Source organism: Streptomyces sp. SKN60, assembly GCF_026236535.1.
GTDB lineage: Bacteria > Actinomycetota > Actinomycetes > Streptomycetales > Streptomycetaceae > Streptomyces.
Genome location: NZ_JAHTMW010000018.1, coordinates 34,262 through 51,176, shown reverse-complemented (window position 1 = coordinate 51,176; position 16,915 = coordinate 34,262). Strand labels below are relative to the sequence as shown.

At 72.0% G+C, this 16,915-nt stretch carries 16 protein-coding genes; 11 read left to right on the top strand and 5 right to left on the bottom strand.

Annotation, left to right across the window (positions count from 1 at the left end; translation table 11 throughout):
* Positions 1-93 precede the first annotated feature (93 nt).
* A complete protein-coding gene (locus KV205_RS26920) occupies positions 94-1,221 on the bottom strand; it encodes an NADH:flavin oxidoreductase (protein ID WP_265867212.1) in 1,128 nt (375 codons plus the stop codon).
* A gap of 168 nt (positions 1,222-1,389) precedes the next feature.
* Between KV205_RS26920 and KV205_RS26915 the strand changes: the two genes are divergently transcribed.
* Positions 1,390-1,788, top strand: coding sequence for a MarR family winged helix-turn-helix transcriptional regulator (locus KV205_RS26915; RefSeq protein WP_265867306.1), 399 nt, complete (start codon positions 1,390-1,392; stop codon positions 1,786-1,788).
* Positions 1,789-2,014: 226 nt separating this feature from the next.
* Complete coding sequence (locus KV205_RS36345; protein ID WP_306806348.1) at positions 2,015-2,185, top strand: hypothetical protein; 171 nt, start codon at positions 2,015-2,017, stop codon at positions 2,183-2,185.
* Between the two features lie 4 nt (positions 2,186-2,189).
* Here KV205_RS36345 and KV205_RS26905 read toward each other — a convergent pair whose 3' ends face one another.
* A complete protein-coding gene (locus KV205_RS26905; RefSeq protein WP_265867211.1) occupies positions 2,190-3,389 on the bottom strand; it encodes a cysteine desulfurase-like protein in 1,200 nt (399 codons plus the stop codon).
* 135 nt (positions 3,390-3,524) lie between these two features.
* Between KV205_RS26905 and KV205_RS26900 the strand changes: the two genes are divergently transcribed.
* Positions 3,525-4,451: a LysR family transcriptional regulator gene (locus KV205_RS26900; protein WP_265867210.1), complete on the top strand. Its 927-nt coding sequence runs from the start codon at positions 3,525-3,527 to the stop codon at positions 4,449-4,451.
* 43 nt (positions 4,452-4,494) lie between these two features.
* Here the strand turns inward: KV205_RS26900 and KV205_RS26895 are convergent, their stop codons facing one another.
* Positions 4,495-5,697, bottom strand: a complete 1,203-nt coding sequence (locus KV205_RS26895; protein ID WP_265867209.1) for a hypothetical protein — start codon at positions 5,695-5,697, stop codon at positions 4,495-4,497.
* A 273-nt stretch (positions 5,698-5,970) separates the two neighbouring features.
* Between KV205_RS26895 and KV205_RS26890 the strand changes: the two genes are divergently transcribed.
* The 3 genes from KV205_RS26890 to KV205_RS26880 all read left to right on the top strand — a co-directional run bounded on the left by KV205_RS26890 (position 5,971) and on the right by KV205_RS26880 (position 7,895).
* Positions 5,971-6,552: a hypothetical protein gene (locus tag KV205_RS26890; RefSeq protein ID WP_265867208.1), complete on the top strand. Its 582-nt coding sequence runs from the start codon at positions 5,971-5,973 to the stop codon at positions 6,550-6,552.
* A 115-nt stretch (positions 6,553-6,667) separates the two neighbouring features.
* Entirely contained in the window at positions 6,668-7,369 is a 702-nt protein-coding gene (locus tag KV205_RS26885) for an alpha/beta fold hydrolase (RefSeq protein ID WP_265867207.1), read from the top strand.
* A 43-nt stretch (positions 7,370-7,412) separates the two neighbouring features.
* Positions 7,413-7,895: a hypothetical protein gene (locus tag KV205_RS26880; protein ID WP_265867206.1), complete on the top strand. Its 483-nt coding sequence runs from the start codon at positions 7,413-7,415 to the stop codon at positions 7,893-7,895.
* 15 nt (positions 7,896-7,910) lie between these two features.
* Here KV205_RS26880 and KV205_RS26875 read toward each other — a convergent pair whose 3' ends face one another.
* Positions 7,911-8,756 (bottom strand): GntR family transcriptional regulator, encoded by an 846-nt coding sequence (locus KV205_RS26875; protein ID WP_265867205.1) that lies wholly within the window; start codon positions 8,754-8,756, stop codon positions 7,911-7,913.
* Positions 8,757-9,028: 272 nt separating this feature from the next.
* Between KV205_RS26875 and KV205_RS26870 the strand changes: the two genes are divergently transcribed.
* From KV205_RS26870 to KV205_RS26850, 5 genes are all read left to right on the top strand, one after another.
* The gene (locus KV205_RS26870; protein ID WP_265867204.1) at positions 9,029-10,300 is read left to right on the top strand and encodes an extracellular solute-binding protein; all 1,272 of its coding nucleotides are present in this window, start codon (positions 9,029-9,031) and stop codon (positions 10,298-10,300) included.
* Positions 10,301-10,303: 3 nt separating this feature from the next.
* Complete coding sequence (locus KV205_RS26865; RefSeq protein WP_265867203.1) at positions 10,304-11,233, top strand: carbohydrate ABC transporter permease; 930 nt, start codon at positions 10,304-10,306, stop codon at positions 11,231-11,233.
* A gap of 23 nt (positions 11,234-11,256) precedes the next feature.
* The gene (locus tag KV205_RS26860) at positions 11,257-12,111 is read left to right on the top strand and encodes a carbohydrate ABC transporter permease (protein ID WP_265867305.1); all 855 of its coding nucleotides are present in this window, start codon (positions 11,257-11,259) and stop codon (positions 12,109-12,111) included.
* 82 nt (positions 12,112-12,193) lie between these two features.
* Complete coding sequence (locus KV205_RS26855) at positions 12,194-13,804, top strand: beta-N-acetylhexosaminidase (RefSeq protein ID WP_265867202.1); 1,611 nt, start codon at positions 12,194-12,196, stop codon at positions 13,802-13,804.
* Between the two features lie 86 nt (positions 13,805-13,890).
* A complete protein-coding gene (locus KV205_RS26850) occupies positions 13,891-15,357 on the top strand; it encodes a cellulose binding domain-containing protein (RefSeq protein ID WP_265867201.1) in 1,467 nt (488 codons plus the stop codon).
* A 73-nt stretch (positions 15,358-15,430) separates the two neighbouring features.
* On the opposite strand, the gene KV205_RS26845 is transcribed toward KV205_RS26850, so the two are convergent.
* Positions 15,431-16,858: an NAD(P)/FAD-dependent oxidoreductase gene (locus KV205_RS26845; protein WP_265867200.1), complete on the bottom strand. Its 1,428-nt coding sequence runs from the start codon at positions 16,856-16,858 to the stop codon at positions 15,431-15,433.
* Positions 16,859-16,915: the final 57 nt, after the last annotated feature.

Here is a 16,915-nt window from a genome sequence, read left to right as displayed (position 1 = left end):
CTGTTGCCCCCTGACGGCGCCAGGCGATGCCTGTCGGCGCGGGGTGATCGCCTGGCGGCGCCGGGGCACGGGACCCGCCCCGGCGCCCGGGGCTCAGCTCAGGGTCTTGAGCGCGGCCGCGTCGTACGGCTTCAGCTCGTCACTCCGCCCCGCCAGGACCTTCGCCGCCCACTCCGGGTCCTGGAGCAGCGCGCGGCCGACGGCGACCATGTCGAACTCGTCGCGCTCCATGCGGTCGAGGAGGTTGTCGAGGCTGCCGAGCTCGGCGCCCTCGCCCGCGAAGGCGCGGATGAAGTCGCCGTCGAGGCCGACCGAACCGACCGTGATCGTCGGCAGGCCGGTGAGCTTCTTGGTCCAGCCGGCCAGGTTCAGGTCCGAGCCCTCGAACTCCGGGAGCCAGTAGCGGCGCGTCGAGGCGTGGAAGGCGTCGACGCCGGCCGCGGCGAGCGGGGCCAGGATCGCCTCGAGCTCCTGCGGGGTCTCGGCGAGCCGCGCGTCGTACGCCTCCTGCTTCCACTGCGAGTAGCGGAAGATCACCGGGAAGTCGGGGGAGACGGCCGCGCGGACCGCGGCGACGATCTCGGCCCCGAACTTCGTACGGGCCACGGAGTCGCCGCCGTAGGCGTCGGTACGGCGGTTCGTCCGCTCCCACAGGAACTGGTCGACGAGGTAGCCGTGGGCGCCGTGCAGCTCGACGCCGTCGAAACCGATGCGCTCCGCCGCCGCGGCGGCCTCGGCGAAGGCGCCGATGACGTCGTCCAGGTCGCTCTGGGTCATCGCCTTGCCCGTGCCCTCGGTGCCGTCGACGCGGATACCGGAGGGGCCCACGGCGGGGGCGTCGGCGTACGGCGCCTGGCCCTGCTCGCGCACCATGCCGATGTGCCACAGCTGCGGCACGATCGTGCCGCCCGCCTCGTGCACGGCCGCGGCGACCTTCGCCCACCCCGCCAGCTGCTCCTCGCCGTGGAACCGCGGCACACGGTCGCTCTGCCCGGCGGACTCGTGGCCGACGTAGGTGCCCTCGGTGACGATCAGGCCCACGCCGGCGGCGGCGCGGCGCGCGTAGTACGACTGCACGTCCTCGCCGGGAACGCCGCCGGGGGAGAACATGCGCGTCATCGGCGCCATCGCGATGCGGTTCGGGACGGTCAGGCCCTTCAGTGCGACGGGCCGGGAAAGGATCTCGGCGGCGCGGGAGGCGGGGGACGCGGTGACGGTCACGGGGACGCTCCTCATGGCTACTGCTTGACAACCTTGATGCTTGAGAACTTCATGCAACGGAATGAAGGTAGAGGTAGATATTTGAGGTAGTCAAGTTTCTCGCGGTAGAGTGGCCCCATGACAGAAGCTCCTCGCACCGAAACGCCCCGCGTCGACACCGCCCAGCTCATGGAGCTGCTCTCGGTGTCGCTCGGCGTCTACTACGGCGACTTCACCGTCGCGGCGGCGAGCGAGAACCTCACGGCGAGCCAGGGCAAGGCGCTCACCGTGCTGCGCCGGGGACCCGCCGCGATGCGCGCCCTGGCCGAGACCATGACCTGCGACGCCTCCAACATGACCGGCATCATCGACCGGCTGGAGAAGCGCGGCCTCGTCCGCCGCGAAGCCGGCGCGTCCGACCGGCGCGTCAAGAACGTCATCCTCACGCCCGAGGGCGAGCGCGTCACCGACGCGATCCGCGCGAAGATGCACACCACGCACGACGGCCTGGCCCGGCTCGACGACACCGACCGGGACACCCTGTACACCCTCCTCGAACGCGTCTTCGTGCCCGGACCCGCCGCCTGACCCACCCTGTCGGTCGCCCCCGCGTGCGGCCGCCTTCCGCGTGCGGGGGCGGCACGGTGCGGATAGCGTCGGCCGCGGCCTTGGACGCCATTTCCTAGGGAGAGAAGGGAAGGCGGTCGCGGTGTCGCGGGATCGTCGCTTGATCTTGAGCCCGCCGTCCACGGTGTGGAGCCTGCTGTCCGACGGCTTTCGCTACGGGGAATGGGTCTCGGGTACGCAGCAGGTCATGGCAGTGGACCCGAACTGGCCCGACGTGGGCGCCCGGCTCCGGGTCAGGGTGGGCGTCGGACCGCTCACGCTCGACGACACCTGTGTCGTCCGGATCTGCGAGCAGCAGCACCACGGACAGCAGCGCCGCGATCCGGCCGGAGTCCCGGCGGGGACCGCCGGCCGGTGACACCTCAGAGGAACGAGGAGAGCCCGTCGAGGAACCGGTCCACGTCGTCGGCGGTGTTGTACGGCGCGAGGCCGACCCGGAGCGCGGGGTCCTCCAGCTTCAGCGCGGTGAAGGGCTCGTACGCGTAGAACGATCCGGCCGGGGCCACGACGCCCCGCCCGGCCAGATGCGCCTGGGCCTCGCGGGCGTCGCGGCCCTCGAAGGACATCAGCAGGGTCGGCGTACGGTCGGCCGCCTTCGAGTGCACGGAGACGGCGTCGCCCAGGGCGTGCAGGCCCTCCTCGAGCCTGGTGCGCAGCGCCAGCTCGTGCCGGTGCAGGGAGCCCAGTGACCGCGCGAGCCGCTCGCGGCGCGAGACCGCCGCGCCCGGGTCGAGAGCGGCGAGGAAGTCCACCGCCGCGGTGGCCCCCGCCAGGATCTCGTAGGGCAGCGTGCCGAACTCGAAACGTTCCGGCACGGTGTCGGGCGACGGCAGGAGCTTGTCCGGGCGGAGGGTCTCCAGGAGTTCCGGCCGGCCGGCGAGCACACCGCAGTGCGGTCCGAGGAACTTGTACGGCGAGCAGACGAACAGGTCGGCGCCGAGGGCGGGTATGTCCACCAGGTGGTGCGCGGCGTAATGGACTCCGTCCACGTACACCAGGGCGCCGACCTCGTGCGCCCGGTCGGCGATCCGGCGCACGGGCGGCTCGGTGCCCAGGACGTTCGAGGCCGCGGTGACCGCGACCAGCCGCGTACGGGGCGACAGCGCCCGCTCGTACGACGCGAGGTCGAGCTCCGTGGTCGCCGCGTCCAGCTCGATCCAGCGGACCCTCACCCCCGCGCGCTCGGCCGCCTGGATCCAGGGCCGCACATTGCAGTCGTGATCCAGGCGGCTGAGGACGATCTCGTCGCCGGCCCGCCAGTCCTTCGCCAGGTGACGGGAGAAGTCGTACGTGAGCTGGGTGGCGCTGCGCCCGTGGACGATGCCGTTCGAGGGCGTGCCCAGCAGGTCGGCACAGGCGGCGCGGAAGTCCGCCACGGCGCGCTCGGCGTTGCGCTCGGACGGGCTCACGACTCCCCGGTTGGACAGCGGGCCGGTCAGCGTCGCCGCGATGGCCTCGGCGACGGGGCGGGGCGTCTGCGTCCCGCCCGGGCCGTCGAAGAAGGCGAGGCCGCTGTCGAGGGACGGGAAGTGGGCCCGCAGGGCGGGCAGGTCGAGGGCCATGGCCTCAGCTTTCGACGGAGGGAGTGCGCAGGCGGCGGCCTGGGTGGCGGGCGCGGAAGCGGTGGGTTTCCCAGACTCTGGCACTGGCGTACGGACACGTAAAGCGATGGATCAAGAAGGGAGAGTTCACGGTCCATGAAGACCCAGCCGGATCTGAAGCTCCTCTCCACCTTCCTGGCCGTGGTGGAGCACGGCTCCATGGCCGAGGCGGCGACAGCCCTCGGCTACGTGCCGTCCGCGGTCTCCCAGCACATCGCCGCGCTGGAGCGCGACCTGGGCATCGAAGTGCTCGTCCGCCGCCCGGGCAGCCGGCTCATCCTGACCGCCGCCGGCCGCTCCCTCGCCCAGGCGGCCCGGACGCTCTTCGAGGCGACCGCCCGCTTCAGGGACACCGCCGACGGCATCTCCAATCGCGAGATCGCCGAACTGCGCGTCGGCGCCTACCCCAGCGCCGTGAGCCACCTGCTGCCCGGCGTCCTGACCGCTCTCCAGGCCGGCGACCGAGGCGCCGCCCGTATCCGCCTGGTCATCGTCGAGACCCACGAAGGACTGCCCAGGGTCACCTCGGGCGACCTCGATCTGCTCATCGCCTACCGGTACCTGCCCGAGGACCCGCCGGTCCCCTCCCCCGAGTGGGAGATCACCTCCCTGGGGCACGAGCCACTGGTCCTCGTCGCGGGGCCCCAGCCGGGCCGTCGCCCACTCGACCTGGCCGCATGCCTGGAGAGGGGATGGACCTCAGGGCATCCGCACAACCCCGATCGGCGTCTGCTGCGGCGCTGGGCCGGAGAACTGGGCATCTCCCCGGACGTCACGCTGGAGACCGAGGACCTGCACAGCATGCTCGCCATGATCAGAGCCGGCTTGGCCGTCGGCCTGATCCCCGTCACCCTGCTCGCCGAGGAGACCGGCCGGCCCACGGTCCAACGGGTCGCCCTGCCGCCGGAGTCCACACCGCTCCACCGCGAGGTCCTCGCCGTGAGCAGAACCGGCCTCCGGCCGCCGGTCATCGGCGAACTGGTCGCGCTGCTCGCCGAGGCCTTGAAGGCCGTCCCGGCATAGCGCCCGCGAGGCGGGCCCGGGCCGATGCCCCTCCCGGCGCATGTCACCGGCCGTCCGTACTCTGCCGCCCCTCTGTCTCCACGCCCGTCCCCCGGAAGAGCGAGAACGCCTTGGTCAGGCTCTTCAGCGGCGAGGCGTTCTGCTTGGGTACCGCGGCCGCCGCCGGCGCCGCCGCGGGCGTCTGGGGCGAGCCGTTGCCCCTGGTCGCCTCGGCGAGGGCGGCGAGCGCCGACTCGGCCGCCTCCCGGTACAGGTCGCAGGACGCCGTCATGGCTTCGAGCGCCTTGGCGTACCGGGTCACCATGGCCCGGGCGTGCACCAGCTCCTCGTCCGGGGTGAGCAGGTGCCAGCCCTGGCGCAGCCGGGTCAGGACCTGCTCGGCGTCGGCCGGCATCGGCTGCGGCAGCGCCGCGAACTCCTTGATCTTGCCGAGGAGTTCGGTCGGCTCCGTGCCGTCCAGGAAGACATTGCGTACGGTGAAGCGCTCGGCCTCGTACCCCGGAACCCGCTCCGCCGGGGCCAGGACGACGGCTCCACCGCGCGGGAGTCCCGCCCCCGCCTCCTTCTTGACCGCGAAGTCGGCGATCAGCGCCTGCTCCGGCGCGGCCCGGTGCTCGACCACCCGGTGACGCAGACTCGGCGGCAGGAACGCCGTGATCGGCTGCCGCCCCAGCACGTCCGGCGTCATCGCCTCGTGCACCACGACATGGATGTACCAGCTCTGCCGCAGGCAGACCCGCAGCACGCGGCGCAGCTCGTCGTCGTCCTTGGGCAGGTGGTTCGCCGCCCGCAGGCGTACACCCGGCACCGTGTCGTGGTCGTCCCACGCGACCTGGTCGCTGTCGGGCCAGAACACGGTGGCGGGCGACGGCCAGTCCGCTTGCCACGCCCGCTCCGCCTCGGCGGCCAGGACCCAGCCGACGCCCTCACCGTCCGTACGGCGCGACTCGGGCTCGTACGTCGTCAGTTGCGCCCGCACCGTGACCCCCTCACCGACGCGCCACCGCGCCTCGAAGAGCCGACGGGCGGACGGGCCGGGATCGGCGGACTCGTCCCGCGGGTACAGATCGGTGGAGCGGGCCGCCTCCACGGGGTCGAGGTCCAGGAAGTCGTCGATCACCTGGGCCGCCTTGAGCGCGATCAGGTTGCGCCGGACGTCCCGCTCGGGCTCGGGCCCGAGGTGGCGTCCGCGCCCGAGCCAGGCGGTGTCGGGGACGGGGGTCGGTGGAGTGCTGTTCTTGGCCATGGAACCGTTCGGTGGGTGAGCAGGGCGTGACCAGTATGGTCCGCCATCCGGGCGAGGGAGGCGATACCCCGCCCACGCCGTCACCGATCGAACGCCGGCCCGACCGGCGAACGGCCCGATTCCCGGGCCGGGGGGCGTGCGGCGATCCGCCGCGCAACCACTTGCCTTCGGAATATGCCAACTCTCCTGCGACGCCGCCGTCCGCTGTCCCATCGTGGACGCGGGCGGCCCGCTCGGGCCGCCGCTCTGTGCCGCCGAGGAGGGATTCCCGCGATGTGCTGGAAGCGTGACGGATTCGAGTCGCACGAGGGCAAGGTCGGGGTGCTGCTCGCCGACGGCAGCGAGCCGGGGCCGGTCTACTTCGACATGGGCAGCGGTGCCTACTTCCACGAGTCGACGGACTGGTGGGTCTACACCGGCGACTCCCACAGGCCGGCCGCCACGGCGATGCGGGGGAGCTGCGCGTGCGGGTGGCGCGGCGAGCGGACCGTCCCGATCGACTGGAAGAAGATCAACCCCGACTACCCCCACGACTACGACGTCTCCGGGCCCGAGCGGGACTGGGAGGCCCACATGGACGACGTCGCGGCCCGCGCGGTGAAACTGCCCGAGGACGTGGACACCCTGCTGAGCCGGCTGCAGGAGCGCCTCGACCAGCTCGTCGACGAACACCCGCTCGCCGTACTGAAGGCCGTCGGCGAACTCGAATCGGCCGCCGCCGTCTTCGGCCCCCTGGCCACCCGGTTCATCACCGGCGGCCGGCAGGAGGCGATCTCCCAGGTCGCCACCGCCCTCGGCATGACCGAACAGGCCGCCGGCTCCCGCCTGCGGCACTACCAGCACCTCACCTTCTGACCGACCGCCCCGGCGGCGGCTCGGGCGGGAGCCGCCGCCGGGGCGCGAGCCCTTCCCGCCTGAAGGGAACATGGTGGTGGGAGCCCGCTGGGCGAGAACGGACGAGAGGCATGGCGTGCAGACCTTCGTGTTGATCCACGGTGCCGGAGACGTCGGCTGGTACTGGCACCTGGTCGAGGCCGAACTCCGGGCCCGCGGGCACGACGTGGTCGCTCCGGACCTCCCGGGCGACGACGACTCGCTGACCCTCGACGACTACGCCGACGCCGTGGTCGAGGCGGTCGGCGACCGCCACGGCCTCGTCGTCGTGGGCCAGTCGTTCGGCGCGTTCACCGCGCCGCTCGTCGCGGCACGCCGTCCCGTCGAGGCGCTGGTGCTGGTCGCCGGAATGGTCCCCGCGCCGGGCGAGTCACCCGACCAGTGGTGGGGCGACACCGACTACACCGAGGCCGTCAGGCGCCAGGCCGCCCGGGACGGCGGCCTCACCGGCAGTGACGACCCCTATGTCGCGTTCTACCACGACGTGCCCCGCCCACTCGCCGAGGAAGCGATGGGCAGGGAACGGGCACACCCTTCGCCGGCCGCGTCGGCCCAGCCCTGGCCGCTCGACACCTGGCCGACCGTGCCGACGGCATGCGTCCTGTGCACGGAAGACCGCTTCCTGCCGCCCGACTTCCTGCGCCGGCTCGTGCGGGAACGCCTCGGTGTGGTCCCGCACGAGATCGCCGCGAGCCATTGCGTCGCGCTCAGCCGCCCCGTCGAGCTGGCGGACCTGCTGGTCGCCTGCCTGCCACCGACGAGCCTCGACAGCCCTTGAGGCCCATGCCATGATCACCGGATGACCGCTGTCCGAAAGGCCCATGCCGCGTAAGCGGCCCGGCGCGCTCCGCGCCCAGATCACCAGGCCCCGCCGGATGTACGGGAGCATCGGCGCGCCCCCGCAGATCGACCGGCTTTCCGGCCGGACGGTGTCCGCGATCCACGCGGAAGAGTCCCGGCGCCCCCGCGACGAAGGCCTCGGCCTCGGCGACACCCGCATCGCCCTGAAGTGCCTCCGGACATTCCTGGCCCGCCCCGGAAGTCCCCTCTACCCACGGCGCACCGTCTGCGGCTGCGACGACTGCGAACGGGGCGAGAACGTGGCAGTGGCCCGCGACCTCCTCGCGCTGGTCCTGTCCCGGCTCCCGCCGCACCGTGCGCGCCGTGAACTGGCGGCCCTGGTGGCGGAGTTGGACGAGGAGCTGCGGCGCAGGACGCTGCCCGACCCCTTCGCGTACCGCCAGACATGGCGCGGGGGAGGCTGGTGGCACGGCCTGATCTACGACGAGACCTGCCACCTCTGACCGACCCCGCCCCGCTCAGACGTTCTGCTGCACGACGCCCCTGGTGGAGAAGGGGACCGGGTCGCCCCCGGTGAAGTCGCCCGGTGGAATGCCCGGATGGTGGCCCTCGTTCCCCGTGGGCTGCGCATCGCCGGCGCTGAGGGTGAGGCGGGAGACGATCCGGTACCGGTCGCCGCGGTAGAGCGAATGCACGTACTCCACCGCGCGGCCGCGGGTGTCCGTGGTGAGGCGCTCGAAGAGCAGTGCGGGGGAGAGCTCGGGCACGTCGAGGAGTTCGGCCTCGGCGCGGGTGACGACGGTGGGCTCGATCGACTGCACCGCCTCGTCGACCTGGAGGCCGTGCCGGTCGCGCAGATGCTCGTAGAGGTCGCCCTGCTCCAGTTCCTCACTGGTCAGGCCCGGGGCCAGATCCGCCCGGACGTGCAGGTGCTCGATCGCCATGGGGGAGCCGTCCACGAGGCGCAGGCGGGCGACGTAGAGGATCTCGGCGGCGGGGGAGATGCGGAGCTTGCGGCTGACCCGGGCACCGGCGGGCAGGGTGCTGAACTCGAGCAGCCTGCTGGTCCACACCCCGCCGGCCCGCGGCAGGCTGAAGGCGTGCTGGTCGGAGACCAGCTCCTGGGTGATCTTCTCCGCCGCCACGAACATGCCCCGGCCGTGCTCGCGCACGAGCAGCCCCGCCACGACCAGCTCGTCGACCGCCGCCCTCAGGGTCGGGCGGGACACCCCGAGTTCGGAGCACAGGGCGCGCTCGGACGGGATGGCGTCGCCGGGACGCCGCGCCTCGATGAGCTCGAGGATCGCGTCACGGACCCGCTCGCGCTTGAGCATCGCGCCAGAGGCCGCCGCGTCGATCTCCATACGGTGCTCTCGTTCGTCGTCGGTCGATAGCTTCTCTGGTCAACTATAACTGGTCAGCTGGTCAGGTTGCAGTAGTCGTGCAGGTCCCGTGGCCGTTTGGCCGTCTGGCTGCTTCTCCGCGCCCCGCTGGCCCAAATGTCATCTCTGCTCCGGGGGTTGACGGCGACATTGGTCCATGCCACCTTCATCCCCGCGCCAACTGGTAAACACTCGACGGCCGATTGGTCAGGTCGGACTTTACCTCCCGTTCTCAGGCTCCCCAGAGGTGAACCGTGAAGCACCGCCCCCTTGCCCTGCTCGGCGCCATGCTGCTGAGCACCGGACTCGTCGCCTGCTCCGCGTCCGGCGGCGGCGACACCGAGGACCACGCCGGCGGACCGACCGTCCTCGACGTCTGGCTGATGCGCGACAGCGTGTCCGAGGCCTTCCAGAAGGAGTTCGAGGCCGGCTTCGAGAAGGCTCACCCGGAGATCGACGTCAAGATCCAGATCCAGGAGTGGGAGGGCATCGGCGAGAAGGTCACCGCCGCCCTGGCCAGCAACGACGCCCCCGACGTCATCGAGGTCGGCAACACCCAGGTCGCCCAGTACGCCCAGAGCGGCGGCCTCACCGACTTCACCGGCAAGGTCACCGAACTCGGCGGCGAGTTCTGGCTCAAGGGCCTCGCCGAACCCGGAGCCTGGGAGGGCCGGCAGTACGGCATCCCGTACTACGCCGCCAACCGCGTCGTCATCTACCGCACCGACCTGTTCCAGCAGGCGGGCATCGACGCCACGAAGATCAAGACACGTGACCAGTGGCTCGCCGCCACCGAGAAGCTCAACAGCAACGGCACGCAGGGCATCTACCTCCCCGGCCAGAACTGGTTCACCCTCGCCGGCTTCGTCTGGGACGAGGGCGGCGACCTCGCCGTCCAGGACGGCAGCGCCTGGAAGGGCGGCCTCGACAGCCCCGAAGCGCTCCGCGCCATGGAGTTCTACAAGCGGCTCCAGGCCCTCGGCAAGGGCCCCAAGGACTCCGACGAGTCCCGCCCGCTCCAGGCCGAGGTCGTGGCCAAGGGACAGATCGCCCAGGTCATCGCCGCCCCCGGCGGAGCCAACGTCATCACCCAGAGCAACCCCGCCCTCAAGGGCAAGCTGGGCTTCTTCCCCATCCCCGGCAAGACCGCCGACACCCCGGGCGCCGTGTTCACCGGCGGCTCCGACCTCGTCGTGCCCGCCGTCGCCGCGCATCAGAAGGAGGCCTACACCTTCCTCAAGGAGCTCACCGGCGAGGAGTGGCAGAAGAAGCTCGCCCTGGCGATGAGCTACGTCCCCAACAAGACCAACCTGGCGGCCGCCGTCGGCTCCGACCCCGGCGCGGCGGCCATGGCGATCGGCGCCGTCAACGGACACGCCACGCCCAACACCCCGCAGTGGGCGGCGGTCGAGGCCAAGAACCCCATCAAGGACTACATGACCGCCGTGCTCATCGGCCGCGACGCGAAGTCCGAGGCCGCCAAGGCGTCCCGGTCCATCACCACCACCCTGAACAGCGGTTCCTGACCCATGCCCGCCGCCAGGTCCTCCCGGCGCGTGCCCCGCAGACGCCCCCTCACCCTCGGCCCCTACCTGCTGATCGCACCGGCGGTCCTGGGCATGCTCTACCTCCTGCTCTATCCGTTCGGCCGCGCCCTGCTCATCTCCTTCCAGGACTTCCGGCTGCGCGAACTGATCAGAGGCGACGCCGAGTTCGTGGGTCTGCGCAACTACCAGACCCTGTGGACCGACCCCAGATTCTGGGCCGTCGTCCGCCGCACCTTCCTCTTCATGGCCGTCAACGTCGTCACCATCGTGATCCTCTCCACCCTGGTCGCCCTGATGATCGAACGGCTCGGCAGGACAGGCAGGGCCGTGGTCCTGAGCTCGCTGGTCCTGGTGTGGGCGGTGCCGGTCGTGGCCGCCACCACCGTCTTCCAGTGGCTGTTCCACTCCGAGTTCGGCATCGTCAACGAAACCCTCACCGACCTCGGCTTCACCTCCTTCGAGGGCTACACCTGGTTCGCCGACGGCACCGCCGCGTTCACCATCCTGGTCGTCCTCATCGTCTGGCAGTCGGTGCCGTTCGCCGCCATCACCCTCTACTCGGCCCTCACCACCGTGCCCGAGGAGCTCTACGAATCCGCCCGCCTCGACGGCGCCGGCGCCCTGCGGATCTTCCGCTCCGTGACCTTCCCCCTGGTGAGACCGATCTTCATGCTGGTGGTCTCCCTGGAGGTGATCTGGACCTTCAAGGCCTTCGTCCAGATCTGGGTGATGACCCGGGGCGGGCCGGGCGACGCGACCACGATCCTGCCGGTGTACGCCGTACAGACCGCACTCGCCAACCAGCGCTACGACCTGGGATCGGCCGCCTCCATGGTCACCGTCCTGCTCATGAGCGGCGTCCTCGTCCTCTACTTCCGCCAACTGTTCCGCCAGGAAGGGGAGCACCTGTGACCACCGTGACCGCTGTGACCCCTGTGCCCACCACCCGCAGGTCCGCCCCGCGACGCGCCCTGCGCCGGATCCCGCTTTACGCGTCGGCCACGCTGACCGTGGCGATCTGCCTCTTCCCCGTGTACTGGATGGTCACCACCGCCCTCAAGCCGTCCCGGGACATCCAGTCCTACGAACCCCGCCTCATCCCCTCGGAATGGACCCTCGACCACTTCCGCGCGGCGGTCCGGGCCGACCACTTCGCCCTCTTCTGGCGCAACAGCATCCTGGTCACCCTCGGCGCCGTACTCCTTGCCCTGGTCGTCGGCCTCGGCGCGGCGTACGCGGTCGCGAGGCTGCGCTGGCGCGGCCGCAGGCAGTTCATGCTGGCGGTGTTCATCGCCCAGATGGCGCCGTGGGAGTCACTGATCATCCCCATCTACATCATCTCCCGCGACACCGGCATGCTCGACCGGCTGCCCACGCTCACCCTGATCTACTTCATGATCACCCTGCCGTTCACCGTGGTGGTCCTCCGCGGCTTCATCGCCGGCATCCCACCCGAACTGGAAGAGGCGGCGCAGGTCGACGGCTGCACCCGGGTGGGCGCCTTCCGCCGGGTCGCGTTCCCGCTGCTCGCCCCCGGCCTGATGGCCACCTCGCTCTTCGGATTCATCACCGCCTGGAACGAGTTCACCTACGCCAACTTCCTCATCATCAAGCAGCAGGACAGCCGCACCCTGCCCGTCTGGCTCTCCTCTTTCCAGACGACCTTCGGCACGGACTGGGGCGCCACCATGGCGGCCTCCACGCTCTTCGCACTGCCCGCGCTGATCGTCTTCCTCGCCCTGCAGCGCCATGTGACCTCCGGCCTGACCGCCGGAGGAGTCAAGGGCTAGGCCGACAGCCAGGGCCTGTCCGGCACCTCCGCATCACCCCCGCCCGCCCCGCGCCCCGTCGAACTCCGGGAGACACAGTCCCGTGGACCTGCTCAACCCCGCACCCCCACGCCCCGATCGCGCCCTCGTCCCCCGCCCGAGCCGGCTCGCCGCCCGCCCCGGCCGATTCCACCTCGACCACACCACGCGGCTGCGCGTCGCCCCCGGCGCCGAAGGCGCGGCCGACCTGCTGCGCACGTACCTCGCGCCCGTCACCGGACCGGGCCGCCTGGAGCACGCCGAGGACGGCGCCTTCGTCCTCGCCCTCGATCCGGCCCTGACGGCCCTGGGGGAGGAGGGGTACGGACTGACCGTCAGCTCCGGCGGAGTGCTCATGCGCGCCGCCCGCCCGACCGGACTGCTGCGCGGCGTCCAGACGGTACGTCAGCTCCTGCCGTACGAAGCCCTGTCGGTGCCGTACGGGCAAGGGGCGGAGCAGCGGGCCGGGCAGCGGGCCGGGCGGGGCGCCGAGCTGCCGGGCGTGGAGATCACGGACGTACCCGCGCACCCCTGGCGCGGCATGCTGCTCGACGTCGCCCGCCACTTCCAGCCCGTGTCCTACCTGCGCCGCTTCGTCGACCTCCTCGCCCTGCACAAGCTCAACGTCCTCCAGCTGCACCTCACCGACGACCAGGGCTGGCGGATGCCGGTCGACGCCTACCCCCGGCTCACCGAGATCGGCGGCCGGCGCGCACAGTCGATGGTCGGCCCCGTCGGCAGCGAGCACTTCGACGGACGTCCGCACGGCGGCTCGTACACCCGCGCCGAACTCGCCGGCCTGGTCGCCTACGCCGCCGCACGCGGTGTCACGGTGGTACCCGAGGTCGGGGTGCCCGGGCACGTACGGGCCGCGCTCGCCGCCTACCCCGAACTGGGCAACCACCCGGACACGCGCCTCGATGTGTGGACGCACTGGGGCGTCTGCCCCAATGTGCTCGGCGTCGACGACCACGTCCTCGACTTCTTCCGCACCGTCCTCGACGAGGTGATGGACCTCTTCCCCTCCCCGTACATCCACATCGGCGGCGACGAAGTCCCCACGGCGGAATGGGAGTCCAGCCCGGCCGCCGTCGCCCGCGCCGCACGGGAAGGGCTGTCCGGCCCGCGGGAGCTGCACAGCTGGTTCATGGCCGGCATGGCCGACCATGTCGTACGGGCCGGCCGGCGCCCGGTCGCCTGGGCCGAGGACGCCACCACCCTGCCCCTGACCTGCACCGTGATCAGCTGGCGTACGCCACGACACGCCTGGGCGGCGGCCCGCCGGGGACACGACGTCATCCACGCCGACCACCGCTCGACCTACTTCGACTACGCACGCGGCCCCGGCCCCGGGGAACCCCCCGCGCAGCCGGGCCACACCCTGGACCTGCGGAGCGTGTACGGCGTCGACCTCGTCCCGCCGGCCGGCGAGCCGCCGCTCGCCGGGAGGGTCCTGGGCACCCAGGGCCAGCTGTGGACCGAGTTCGTGCCCACACCCGAGCACATCGAGTACCTCACCTACCCCCGCCTGTGCGCCCTCGCCGAGCGGGCGTGGGCCCCCACCGGCGACTGGCGGGACTTCCGGACCCGGCTCGACGGCCACCGGGCGCGGCTCACCGCACTCGGCGTCCCGCACGACACGCTCCCGAACCGGCCGGCGCACACCCCCGCATGACGAAACGTCCCGCCGCTCCACCCGCACACCCCCACGACCCCTCCCGCGGAGCGCGGGAGCGAACGAAGAACGAAAGGAAACGCCGGATGAGTACCCGTAGCACCAGCCGTACCACCAGCCGCAGCACCCGGGCGGCCCTCGCCCTCACCGCCCTCGTCGGCAGCGCCGCCCTGGCCACCCTGCCCCTCACCACCGCGTCCGCCTCCGCCGCCTCGGGCGACGGCCTCGCCGTCCAGTACCGCACCAGCGCCGCCGGCGCCACCGCCGACCAGACCGAGCCGTGGCTCAAGCTGCGCAACACCGGCAGCACCACCGTCCAGCTGATCCAGGTCAAGATCCGCTACTACTTCAAGGCCGACTCCCCGACCGCCACCTACCGCTTCGCCTGCTCCTGGGCGGTCAAGGGCTGCTCCGTCATCACGGGCACCTTCGGCACGCTCGCGAACCCGACTCCCACGGCCGACCGCTACCTGGAGATCGGCTTCACCCCGGGGGCCGGCACCCTCGCCCCCGGCGCCGACACCGGCGACATGCAGCTGCGCTTCTACCAGTCCACCTGGCAGACCCTGACCCAGAGCGACGACTACTCCTTCAGCGGCACCCAGCTCGCCTACGCCGACTGGACCAAGGTCACCGCGCAGATCGCCGGCACGAACGTATGGGGCACCGCCCCCGCCGGGAACGAGCCGACCGACCCGCCCACCCCCACCGACCCGCCGACCCCGACCGACCCGCCCACCGGCGGCGGCCAGACCCTCTTCGACGACTTCTCCTACACCTCGCACACCGACCCCGCCCTCGCCGGCCACGGCTGGAACGTGCGCTCCAACTCCGGCGGCCCCGGCGTCCCCGGCGCCACCTGGGACCCGTCCAAGGTCACCTTCGTCAACCAGAGCGGCAACACGGTGATGAACCTGGAGACCTCCAGCGCCGGCACCGGCTCCACCACGACCCACACCGAAGTCCTCACCAAGGCCACGAAGTTCAAGAACGGCACCTACGCGGCCCGGGTGAAGTTCTCCGACGCGCCCAAGTACGGCCCCGACGGCGACCGCATCGTCCAGACCTTCTTCACCATCAACGACCTCAAGGCCCCGATGGCCGACGACTACGCCGAGTACGACTTCGAGTACCTGCCCAACGGCGGCTGGGGCGAGCCCGCGAACATCCTGTACACGACCTCCTGGGAGACCTACAACCCCGACCCCTGGCAGGCCGTCAATCAGCACAGCGAGAGCCGGCAGAGCTTCGCCGGCTGGCACGACCTCGTCGTCACCATCGACGACAGCAGGATCACCTACTACATCGACGGCGCCGTCTTCGGCACCCACGACGCCGCCTACCTGCCCGAACGACCCATGTCCATCAACTTCAACCAGTGGCTGATCGACCTCAACGGCCAGCCGTCCACCACGCCGCGCGCCTACGACCAGCAGGTCGACTACGTCCTGCACGTCAAGGACCAGGTCCTCACCCCGGCCCAGGTCACCGCGAAGATCGCCGCCCTGCGCAGCGCCGGCACGACCTTCGTCGACGAGGTGCCCGCCTCCTGAGCGAGGCCGGCCCACCGGGCCACTCCGGCCGTACGGGTGCCAGGAACCGTACGGCCGGAGCGGCCCCGCTCCGTCACGCGGGCCCGGCCCCGAGGTGGCGCAGCGCGGACGCCGCCGCCCCCGCACCGCACAAGCCGTGCGCCCCGGGACCGGGCGGAGTGGCCGCCGAGCACAGGAACACGCCGGGCACACCGGTGGCGTACGGGTCGAACGCCGGACGCGGGCCGAGCAGCAGTTGCGGGATCGTCTTGGCCCCGGTGATGATGTCGCCGCCGGTGAAGTTGGGGTTGCCGGCGGCGAAATCCGCGGGCCGGGTGACCCGCATGCCCACGACCCGTTCACGGACACCGGGCGCGAACCGCTCCAGCTGCCCGAGGATCGCCTCGGTCGCGTCCCCGTCGTACCCGTGCGGCACATGGGCGTACGTGAACACGGGGTGCACGTCGCCCGCCGAGCGCGAGGGGTCGGCCAGATACTGCTGGCCGACAAGCACGAAGGGCCGCTCCGGCATCCGCCCGGCCACCACCTCCCGCTCGGCACCGGCCACTTCGGCGAGCGGGCCGCCGAGGTGGACGGTGACGGCGCGGCGGGACGGCTCGTTCGTCCAGGGCACTCCGCCCTCGACGGCCAGGTCGAGCTTGAAGGCGCCCGGCGCCCGCCGGAAACGCCGGTACGCCCGCCGTACCCGCCCCGGCAGCCGGTCACCGTAGAGGGCGGCGACCTGGCCCGGATCGAGGTCGAGCAGCGTCACGTCGGCGGGCGGGATCTGCGCGGCGTCGGTGATGCGCACCCCCGTCCGGACCACGCCGCCGTAAGCCCGCAACGCGCCCGCCAGCGCATCGGCGATGGACCGCGAGCCGCCTTCCGCCACCGCCCAGCCGGCCGCGTGCCCGGCGGTGAGGATGCCCAGCGGGATCGCCGAGGTGAAGGGGCGGGACAGCGGACGGAAGTTGTGGGCCGCCACGCCCGCCCACAGCGCCCGCGCCTGCGGGGAGCTGAAGAGCCGGGCGAGGACCGTGGCCGGCAGCGCGGTCGGCAGACCGAAGCGGGCGACCAGCAGCGGGTGCGCCGGGACCCGCAGCAGCGGCCCCATCGTGTCCTCGGCGAGCGCGTCCCAGGCCCGTACCGAGGCGGCGAACAGCGCACGGTAGCGGCCGCCGTCATTGCCTCCGAGCAGACGGGCGGTCTCCTCGACGGAACGCAGCAGCACCCCGGCGCTGCCGTCGTCGAGCGGATGGGCGCAGTCGACCTCCGCCGTCCGCCAGCGCAGGCCGTGCCGTTCGAGGCCGAGCGCCCGCAGCGCCGGGGAGGTGACGGCCATCGGATGGATGGCCGAGCAATGGTCGTGCAGCAGCCCGGGGACGATGGCCTCGTGGCTGCGGGTGCCGCCGCCGACCTCGTCCGCGGCCTCCAGAAGCGTGACGTCCAGACCCTCCTTCGCGAGGAGGGCCGCGGCGGTGAGCCCGTTGGGCCCGCCGCCGACGATGACGGCGGAGGTCATGACGCGGTGTCCAGATCTGTGGGTGCCGCGGCGGAGGGGGCGCCGGCCGCGGCGGGT